Annotated in this window: 5 protein-coding genes and 1 pseudogene; 2 read left to right on the top strand and 4 right to left on the bottom strand. The window is 70.1% G+C overall.

Annotated features, from left to right (window positions below):
- The 3 genes from VF542_RS00505 to VF542_RS00495 all read right to left on the bottom strand — a co-directional run.
- The coding region (locus VF542_RS00505; protein WP_408649750.1) for a class I SAM-dependent methyltransferase at positions 1-646 on the bottom strand (646 nt) is incomplete at its 3' end.
- A 156-nt stretch (positions 647-802) separates the two neighbouring features.
- The gene (locus VF542_RS00500) at positions 803-1,696 is read right to left on the bottom strand and encodes a PP2C family protein-serine/threonine phosphatase (protein WP_408649749.1); all 894 of its coding nucleotides are present in this window, start codon (positions 1,694-1,696) and stop codon (positions 803-805) included.
- 89 nt (positions 1,697-1,785) lie between these two features.
- Positions 1,786-2,649: a PAC2 family protein gene (locus tag VF542_RS00495; protein WP_408649748.1), complete on the bottom strand. Its 864-nt coding sequence runs from the start codon at positions 2,647-2,649 to the stop codon at positions 1,786-1,788.
- A 187-nt stretch (positions 2,650-2,836) separates the two neighbouring features.
- Here VF542_RS00495 and metH point away from each other — a divergent pair, with 187 nt between their 5' ends.
- Positions 2,837-6,406: a methionine synthase gene (gene metH / locus VF542_RS00490; protein ID WP_408649751.1), complete on the top strand. Its 3,570-nt coding sequence runs from the start codon at positions 2,837-2,839 to the stop codon at positions 6,404-6,406.
- Positions 6,407-6,430: 24 nt separating this feature from the next.
- Entirely contained in the window at positions 6,431-7,159 is a 729-nt protein-coding gene (locus VF542_RS00485) for an HAD family hydrolase (RefSeq protein WP_408649747.1), read from the top strand.
- Here the strand turns inward: VF542_RS00485 and VF542_RS00480 are convergent.
- Positions 7,146-7,312, bottom strand: a pseudogene (locus tag VF542_RS00480) (recombinase RecB); the annotation flags it as partial. The gene VF542_RS00485 and the pseudogene VF542_RS00480 sit on opposite strands and share 14 nt — an antisense overlap.

Raw genomic sequence — 7,312 nt, 5'->3', positions numbered from 1 at the left:
TCAGGAAAGGCTCGATCTTCCACGAGCGGAATCCCACGCTGCGGAATGCCTCCTCGTACGCTTGCCAGGGCAGCCAGTAGAAGTCGAATTCCACCATCTTCTCGCCGAGGAACAACGTGCCGCGAAGCCCCGCCCCCTCGTGGAGGGTTTCCTCCATCAGGCGGAAGGAGAACCCGTACTTGCGCTGATCGAAGGTGGGCCGCGGCGGCTGCAGGATGTTGGCGATGCTCGCCACGAAGTGCTGGCCCGGCTTGAGGTTGTCGTAGGCCGTCCGCACCATCTGGCGTAGTTGATCACGGTTCGCGGCATAGTGCAGGAGGTAGGCGGCGGAGACTCGGTCGAACTCGCCGACCTTCCCCAGCGTCGCGGCGTCCGCGACGCGGTACTCGATCCCCAGGGGCTCGGCATCTTCCCGCTGCTGCGCCAGCGCGATCATCTGCGGCGAGATGTCGACGCCCAGCACGCGCTCGGCCCCCCACCGCCGGAGTAGGCGGGTGCCCATCCCGTCGCCGCAGGCCAGGTCGAGGACGGAAAGACCGGTGAGGTCGCCGAGCCGGACGCGCAGGGAGTACCACTCGGCGTCGCGGAGCGGCACGGCGGCGGAGATCTTCTGGTACTCGAGGGCAATCGTGTCGTACTGAGTCACGTGTCTCCCCTGGGTGCGGTTGGCGATGCCAAACGAACGTTGCCCTCGAATCTAACGCCGGAGTCCAGCCGCGCAGGTGCGGGTGCGAGCTCCGGGGCGGGGCGGACGGGCAGGGCCGCGAACGCGGATCACCCCGACGGCATCACCCCGACGGCATCACCCCGACGGCATCGGCGCGGTCGGCATCGGCGCGGTCGGCGGTAGCGGCAGCTCGCCGGACGGCAGCACCGCGGTGGCCCCGGCGTCCCCGACCGGCATCGCCGCGGTTAGCTCTGCGGACGGCTCGGCCGCGACCACCTCCACGACGTCGAGCACCACGACCGTCACGTTGTCGTGGCCACCCGAGGCAACCGCCTGGTGCACGAGCTGGTCGGCCGCTGCCTGCGGATCCGGGTTCTCGGCCAGCAACGCGGCGATGTCGGCATCCTCCAGCTCGCCGGTCAGCCCGTCCGAGCACACCAGGAACCGGTCACCGGGCACCGGCTGAACCAGCCAGACGTCAGGTGCCGGGCCGGGATCCATGCCCAGCGACCGGGTCACCACATTGCGCCGCGGATGGGTCCTGGCGGCCTCGGCGGTGAGCCGGCCGGCGTCGACCAGTTCCTGGACCGCCGAATGGTCCACCGTGAGCTGGTGCAGCTGCCCGTCGGTGAGCCGGTAGACCCGCGAGTCGCCGACGTTGAAGACAGCCAGATCCTCACCGCGCTCGGAACCCACCACCCCGATCCCGGTCAGGGTGGTGCCCATGCCGTGCCGGTCGCCGCGCTCGGCCCCGGCGGACAGGATGTGCTCGTTGGCCAGCCGGACCGCCTCGGTGACGTCCTCGGCCCGCACCGGAGCCTGCTCGGCCAGCCGCGCGAACTCCGCGACCGCCAGCTGGCTGGCCACCTCGCCCGCGGCATGACCGCCCATGCCGTCGGCCACCACGAACAGCCCTGGCACCGCCAGCAGGCTGTCCTCGTTCAGCGTGCGTACCCGGCCGACATCCGTGGCCGAACCCCAGCGCAAGGTGAGCATCGGTGCGCGGCGTCCCTTCGTATGGGTCAGCACCGGCGCCGAGGTGGTCCGGTGCCGTCCAGTACCCGATCGAGTTTTTGATCGACTTCGCAGTGTATTGGCCCGCTGATGGGCCGAGCCGCCTACATCGAGCCGGGCGGCCCGCCCCTGTCGCGGCGGCGCAGGTAGCGCTCGAACTCCTTGGCGATGGCGTCGCCGGACGCTTCGCGCATCTCGCCGTCGTCGTCGCGCTCCTCCAGGTTGCGGATGTAGTCGCGCACGTCCTCGTCCTCGGCGGCCATCTCGTCGACCAGCTTCTGCCAGTCATCGGCCTGGGCTGGCAACTCGCCCAGCGGCACCGGGATGTCCAGAACCTCCTCCACCCGGTGCAGCAGGGCGACGGTGGCCTTGGGGTTCGGCGGCTGCGCCACGTAGTGCGGCACGGCTGCCCAGAACGAGATCGCCGGGATGCCGACCGAGACGCACGCCTCCTGCAGCACGCCGACGATGCCGGTGGGGCCTTCGTAGCGCGACCGGTCCAGGCCGAACCGGGCGGCGCTGGCCCCGTCGTAGGAGGTTCCGGTCACCGGGGTGGGCCGGGTGTGCGGAGAGTCCGACAGCAGCGCGCCCAGGGTGACCGCGGTCCGCACCCCAAGCTCGCGCATGATCTCCAGCAGCTCCTCGCAGAAGCCGCGCCAGCGCATGTTCGGCTCGATGCCACGGACCAGCACCACGTCGAAGTCGGCGCCGGCCGGCCGGCACACCGACAGCCGGGTGGTGGGCCAGGTGATCCGGCGTGACACGCCGTCCACCAGCGAGACGGTCGGGCGGTTCACCTGGAAGTCGTAGTAGTCGTCGGGATCCAGCGCAGCCAGCGGGGTCGCCGACCAGATCAGCTCCAGATGCTCGATCGCTCCGGTGGCGGCATCGCCGGCGTCATTCCAGCCTTCGAATGCCGCGACGAGAACCGGGTCCTTCAGTTCCGGCCAGTTCTCGAATTCAGTCATCTGCCCAGCTTAGGACTCCGGACCGGTGGCCGGAGCGGCAACAGGCCGTAACCGGCCCGGGCGCGGTCACGCGCGGGTCGGTCCGCTGGCACCGTGCGGGTCGCTTCGGCCCTGGCCGAGCGGGCTCGGCACGAACGGCATTGACATTCCCGAGCCCGGTAAACTCATCACTGTGCCCCTGGATCCGATGAGCGACCCGTTCCTGTCCGCCCTGACCCAACGCGTGCTGGTCGCCGACGGCGCGATGGGCACCATGCTGCAGGCCGCCGACCTGAGCCTGGCGGATTTCCAGGGCCTGGAGGGCTGCAACGAGATCCTCAACGTGTCCCGGCCCGACGTGGTGGCCGGGGTGCACGAGGCCTACCTCGACGCCGGCGCGGACGCGGTGGAGACCAACACCTTCGGGGCGAACTGGGCCAACCTCGCCGAGTACGACATCGCCGACCGGATCCGGGAACTGGCCCTGGCCGGGGCCCGGATCGCGCGCGAGGTGGCCGACCGGCACTCCACCGCCGACCGGCCGCGGTTCGTGATCGGTTCGATCGGCCCGGGCACCAAGCTGCCGACGCTGGGCCACGTCCACTTCACCAAGCTGCGCGACGCCTACTTCGAGCAGGCCACCGGCCTCATCGAAGGCGGCGCGGACGTCCTGCTGGTGGAGACCTCGCAGGATCTGTTGCAGACCAAGGCCGCCGTGATCGGGTCCCGGCGTGCGATCGCCGACGCCGGGCGGGCGTTGCCGGTGATCGCCCAGGTCACCGTCGAGACCACCGGCACGATGCTGCTCGGCTCGGAGATAGGCGCCGCGCTGACCGCCCTGGAGCCGCTGGGCATCGACCTGATCGGCCTGAACTGCGCCACCGGTCCCGCCGAGATGAGCGAGCACCTGCGCTACCTGTCCCAGCATGCCAAGGTCGGGCTGTCGGTGATGCCGAACGCCGGGCTGCCGCAACTGGGCCCCAACGGCGCCTGGTACCCGCTCACCCCCGAGGAGTTGGCCAGCTCGCTGGCTTCCTTCGTCACCGAGTTCGGCACCGGCCTGGTCGGCGGCTGCTGCGGCACCACGCCCGAGCACATCCGGCTGGTGGCCGAGCGGGTGGCCGGCATGACGGCCACGCCACGGCGCCCGGTGTCCGAGCCCGCGGTGTCCTCGCTGTATGCCAGCGTGCCGTTCCGGCAGGACGCCTCGGTGCTGATGATCGGCGAGCGCACCAACGCCAACGGCTCCAAGGCGTTCCGGGAGGCGATGCTCAACGGCGAGTTCACCCAGTGCGTGGAGATCGCGCGGTCCCAGAGCCGGGACGGCTCGCACCTGCTGGACGTCAACGTCGACTACGTCGGCCGGGACGGCGCCGCGGACATGCGCGAGATCGCCGGCCGGTTCGCCACCGCCTCCACCCTGCCGCTGATGCTCGACTCCACCGAGCCGCCGGTCATCGAGGCGGGCCTGGAGATGGTCGGTGGCCGCTCGATCGTCAACTCGGTCAACTTCGAGGACGGGGACGGCCCGAACTCGCGCTACGCCCGGATGCTGCCGCTGGTGAAGGAGCACGGCGCGGCCGTGGTCGCCCTCACCATCGACGAGCAGGGCCAGGCCCGGACCCGCGAGCACAAGGTGGCGGTCGCGGAGCGGTTGATCGGCGACCTGACCGGCAACTGGGACATCCCGCTGTCCGACATCATGCTGGACTGCCTGACGTTCCCGATCGCCACCGGCCAGGAGGAGACCCGGCGCGACGGCATCGAGACCATCGAGGCGATCCGCGAGATCAAGCGCCGTCATCCCGAGGTGCAGACCACGCTGGGGCTGTCCAACGTGTCCTTCGGGTTGAGCCCGGCGGCCCGGCAGGTGCTCAACTCGGTGTTCCTGCACGAGTGCGTCGAGGCGGGGCTGGACTCGGCGATCGTGCACGCCTCGAAGATCCTGCCGATGTCGAAGATCCCGGCCGAGCAGCGCGAGGTGGCGCTGGACCTGGTCTATGACCGCCGCCGCCAGGAGAGCGTCAACGACGACGGCACCGTGAACGAGGCCTATGACCCGCTGCAGCGCTACCTGCAGCTGTTCGAGGGGGTGTCCTCGCAGTCCACAGCCGCCTCGCGGGCCCAGGAGCTGGCGCTGCTGCCGCTGGAGGAGCGGTTGCAGCGGCGGATCATCGACGGCGAGCGCAACGGGCTGGAGGCCGACCTGGATGAGGCACTGGCGCGGCGTCCGGCGTTGGAGATCATCAACGACACCCTGCTGTCGGGGATGAAGACGGTCGGCGAGCTGTTCGGCAGCGGCGAGATGCAGCTGCCGTTCGTGCTGCAGTCCGCCGAGGTGATGAAGACCTCGGTGGCCTACCTGGAACCGCACATGGAGAAGGCCGACACCGACGGCAAGGGAACCATCGTGCTGGCCACCGTCAAGGGCGACGTGCACGACATCGGCAAGAACCTGGTCGACATCATCCTGTCCAACAACGGCTACACCGTGGTCAACATCGGCATCAAGCAGCCGATCACCGCGATCCTGGAGGCGGCCGAGGAGCATCACGCCGACGCGATCGGGATGTCGGGGCTGCTGGTAAAGAGCACCGTGGTGATGAAGGAGAACCTGCAGGAGATGAACTCCCGCGGGGTCTCGGACCGGTTCCCGGTGCTGCTCGGCGGCGCGGCGCTGACCCGGGCCTACGTCGAGCAGGACCTGAGCGAGATCTTCACCGGCGACGTCCGCTACGCCCGCGACGCCTTCGACGGCCTGCGGCTGATGGACGCACTGATGGCGGTCCGGCGGGGCGGGGTGGCCGTCAACCCCAACGGGCCGGATGACACCAAGCTCTCCGAGGAGGAGAGCCGCAAGCTCGCCGAGCGCAAGGCTCGCCGCGAGCGGTCACTGCGGATCGCGGCGGAGCGCCGCGCCGCCGAGGAGGCCGTCGAGGATCCGCTGGAAGGCACCCGTTCGGACGTGGCCACCGACGTGCCGGTGCCGGTCCCGCCGTTCTTCGGATCACGGGTCGTCAAGGGCATCGCGCTGGCCGAGTACGCCGCGCTGCTGGACGAGCGCGCCACCTTCATGGGGCAGTGGGGGCTCAAGGGTGGTCGCGGCGGTAAGGGACCGAGCTATGAGGAGCTGGTCGAGACCGAGGGCCGGCCGCGGCTGCGGTACTGGCTGGAGCGGTTCCAGACCGAGGGCGTGCTGGAGGCGGCCGTCGTCTACGGCTACTTCCACTGCGTCAGCGACGGCAACAAGCTGGTCATCCTCGGCGAGGACGGGGGCGAGGCCGAGTCCTTCGAGTTCCCCCGCCAGCGCCGGGACCGCCGGCTGTGCCTGGCGGACTTCTTCCGCTCCCGCGAGTCCGGCGAGACCGACGTGGTGGCCTTCCACGTCGTGACCATGGGCGCACGGATCTCGGAGTTCGCCAACGAGCTGTTCGCGGCGAACAACTACCGCGACTACCTCGAGGTGCATGGCCTGTCGGTGCAGTTGACCGAGGCCCTTGCCGAGCTCTGGCACCGCCGGGTTCGCGGCGAACTGGGCTACGCCGGCGAGGACTCTGCCGACCTGGACGAGATCTTCAAGCAGGGCTACCGCGGTTCCCGCTACTCCTTCGGTTACCCGGCCTGCCCGAACCTGGAGGACCAGGAGCAGCTGTTCCGGCTGCTGCGGCCCGAGCGGATCGGCGTGGCGCTGTCCGAGGAGTTCCAGCTGGTCCCCGAGCAGTCCACCTCGGCGATCATCGTGCCGCACCCCGAAGCCAAGTACTTCGCCGCCAAGTGATCGCCGCCAAGTGATCGCCGCCAAGTGAGCTACTCCGACGGGCTGGCTGAGTCCGGCTTGCAGGCCGTGCTGTGGGATCTGGACGGTACCCTGGTCGACACCGAGCCGGCCTGGCTGGCGGCTGAGTACCGGCTGGTCGAATCGTTCGGTGGCAGCTGGAGCACCGCGCACGCCCAGGCCATCATCGGCAGTGCCCTGCTGGACGCGGCGGCCTACATCCGTACCCACGGCGGCGTCGAACTGCCACTGCCCGAGATCGTGGACCGGATGCTCGTCGAGGTGGAGGCCGCCGTCGCGCGCGAGATCGCCTGGCGTCCCGGCGTGCGCCGGCTGCTCGCCGACCTGCGCTCAGCCGGCGTGCCGTGCGCCATGGTCACGATGTCGTATGAGTCACTGGCCCGGTCGGTCGCCGGCCAGCTGCCGCCCGGGACTTTCCGCACGCTGGTGACCGGTGACCAGGTCAGTCGCGGGAAGCCGGATCCGGAGCCGTACCTGATGGCGGCTCAGCGACTCGGCGTGCAGCCGTCGCGCTGCGTGGCGATCGAGGATTCACCGACCGGCGTCGCCTCGGCCGAGGCTGCGGGCTGCGTGGTGCTGGCGGTGCAGAACCAGGTGCCGGTGGCGGCCGCTCCTGGCCGGACCGTGATCGATGACCTGTCCGCCGTGACAGTCGCGGACCTGGCATCCCTGGCGTTGGACTACGCCGCGTTCAGCGCTCACCAGCCCCCGGACGCGACCATCAGCTGTCGATAGCCACCTCGGTGCTGGGTGCGGCCACTGGACGCCGGTCGCTGGTCAGCTCGGCCAGCGCGTCGAAGGGAAACGGTGGCGGAGTGCCGCCCTTCGCCGGGCACAGTTGCTGATGGGAGCACCAGTCGCACAACTTCGACGGGCTGGGCCGGAAGT

The organism is Jatrophihabitans sp. (genome assembly GCF_036389215.1).
GTDB lineage: Bacteria > Actinomycetota > Actinomycetes > Mycobacteriales > Jatrophihabitantaceae > Jatrophihabitans_A.
This window is presented reverse-complemented; position numbering and strand designations above follow the sequence as displayed.